This is a genomic window from Mycobacterium sp. TH-M11 (genome assembly GCF_057473725.1).
On sequence record NZ_JBYCLD010000545.1, the window covers coordinates 1 to 2,137 of the forward strand.

Below are 2,137 nucleotides of genomic sequence, written 5' to 3' on the forward strand. Positions count from 1 at the left end.
GCTTGAGCACCACGGTGCAGCCGGCCAGCAGTGCCGGCCCCAGCTTGTTGATCGCCAGGAACAGCGGCACGTTCCACGCCACGATCGCGCCCACCACACCGAGCGGTTCACGATGGACGATGGTTTGCCCGTAGCCGCCGTTGCGGACTTCCTGCCACTTGACCTGGTCGACGGCGGGGCCGGCGAAGAAGCTGAGGCAACCAATTCCACTCATCCACTGCATCGTCTCGACCGACATCGGCGGCTGGCCGGTCTCGTCGCCGAGAAGTTTGACGAAGTGGTCCTTGCGTTCTTCCATCAGCTTCAATGCGCCGGCGATGACGGCCGCGCGCTCCTTGGGCGGCGTTGAGGGCCAGGGACCACTGTCGAAAGCCGCGCGCGCCGCGGCGACCGCGGCGTCGACGTCGGCCGCTGCAGCCAGCGGCACCTTGCCGACGTACTCGCCGGTCGCGGGGCAGTGCACCTCGATGACCTCGGACGTCGACGGCTCGGTCCACTTGCCGCCGATGAACAGCTTGTCGTACTCCGTCGTAGCTTGCTGGGTTGTGACTTGTGTCATGGCCGCCAGCCTACCCAAGCCGGGCCAAAACGAGAACACGTTTCATTACAGTGGTGCAAGGACCAGAACGAGATTGCTCACCAGCAACTCACGCACGCCGGGCACCGCGGTCAGCCACCAGGCCCATTTCGGGTGGTAGCGGGGAAAGGCGGCGATCAGCGCGCCCGTGCTCGCGGCCCAGTCCAGGCCCTCGGCGGCCGACACCGCAAACAACGACGACCCGTAGTTGTTCTTGGCCGGATGACCGTGTTTGCGCGCGTAGCGCGCCGCCGCCCGGGCCCCGCCCAGATAGTGGCTCAAGCCCATCTCGTGGCCACCGAACGGGCCGAGCCAGACCGTGTACGACAGCACCACCAGACCACCGGGCCTGGTGACCCGCAGCATCTCGGCGCCCAGTTCCCACGGCCGCGGGACATGCTCGGCGACGTTCGACGACAGGCAGATGTCGGTGCTGTCGTCGGCGAACGGCAGCGCCATGCCCGACGCCCGCACGAAAGTCCCGGATGTGCTCGTCAAGACTGGCCCCGCAGCGTGTATTTCGGCGGGCTCGGGCTCGACGCCGATGTAGTGGAGCCCAGCGTCGGTGAACGCCCGGGCGAAATATCCGGGTCCGCCGCCGACATCGAGCACCCGGCGACCGACCGGGCGTTCGCCGTGGACGCCCTGCCAGAGGTCGCCGATCATGTCGGCGGTGTCGACGGCCAGCGGGCCGTAGAACTCCGCCGGGTCGGTCTGCTCGTGGCGAAAGCTCGCCAACAGCCGCGCCGAGCGGCGCAGCGTCGCCCGCCGCGCGAACACCCCGGTCACGGCCACCGATCCAAGCCTACGGTTTGCCGCCGGATAGTCTGGCGTCCGATGCCTGGTGTGCGCTCGGTCCTGTTGCTGTGCTGGCGCGATACCGGCCACCCGCAGGGCGGCGGCAGCGAGACCTACCTGCAGCGCATCGGCGCACAGCTGGCCGCGTCCGGCCTCGAGGTCACACTACGGACCGCGCGGTACCCGGGTGCGGCTCGACGGGAAGTTGTCGACGGCGTCCGCATCGACCGGGCCGGCGGCCGATACTCGGTCTACATCTGGGCGATGCTGGCGATGGCGGCAGCCCGGATCGGGGTTGGGCCGCTGCGACGGATCCGGCCCGACGTCGTTGTCGACACCCAAAACGGCCTGCCTTTTCTGGCCCGGCTGATCTACGGCTCGCGCGTCGTGGTGCTGGTGCACCACTGCCATCGTGAACAGTGGCCGGTGGCCGGCTGGTTGCTCAGTCGAGTCGGCTGGTTCGTCGAATCGTGGCTGTCGCCCAAGGTGCATCGGCGCAATCAGTACGTGACGGTGTCGCTCCCGTCGGCCCGCGACCTGGTCGGCCTCGGTGTCGGAAACGACCGCATTGCCGTGGTGCGCAACGGGGTCGACGAGGCTCCCGAGTCGTCGTCGAGCGGCCCCCGCGCGGCCACGCCACGTGTGGTGGTGCTCTCGCGGCTGGTGCCGCACAAGCAGATCGAGGACGCGCTGGATGCGGTCGCGCAGTTGCGGACGTCGATACCCGATCTGCATCTCGACGTCGTCGGTGGCGGCTGGTGG

3 protein-coding genes are annotated in these 2,137 nt (G+C 68.7%); 1 reads left to right on the forward strand and 2 read right to left on the reverse strand.

Going from position 1 to position 2,137, the window contains the following annotated elements; translation table 11 throughout:
* A partial coding sequence (locus AC2VOG_RS20610) for an aldehyde dehydrogenase family protein (RefSeq protein WP_486941674.1) occupies positions 1-559 on the reverse strand: 559 nt, incomplete at its 3' end.
* Between the two features lie 45 nt (positions 560-604).
* Positions 605-1,372 (reverse strand): class I SAM-dependent methyltransferase, encoded by a 768-nt coding sequence (locus tag AC2VOG_RS20615; protein WP_486941675.1) that lies wholly within the window; start codon positions 1,370-1,372, stop codon positions 605-607.
* A 42-nt stretch (positions 1,373-1,414) separates the two neighbouring features.
* On the opposite strand from AC2VOG_RS20615, the gene AC2VOG_RS20620 reads away from it, so the two are divergent.
* Positions 1,415-2,137, forward strand: a 723-nt coding sequence (locus tag AC2VOG_RS20620; protein ID WP_486941676.1) for a glycosyltransferase family 4 protein, incomplete at its 3' end; no start/stop codon positions are given.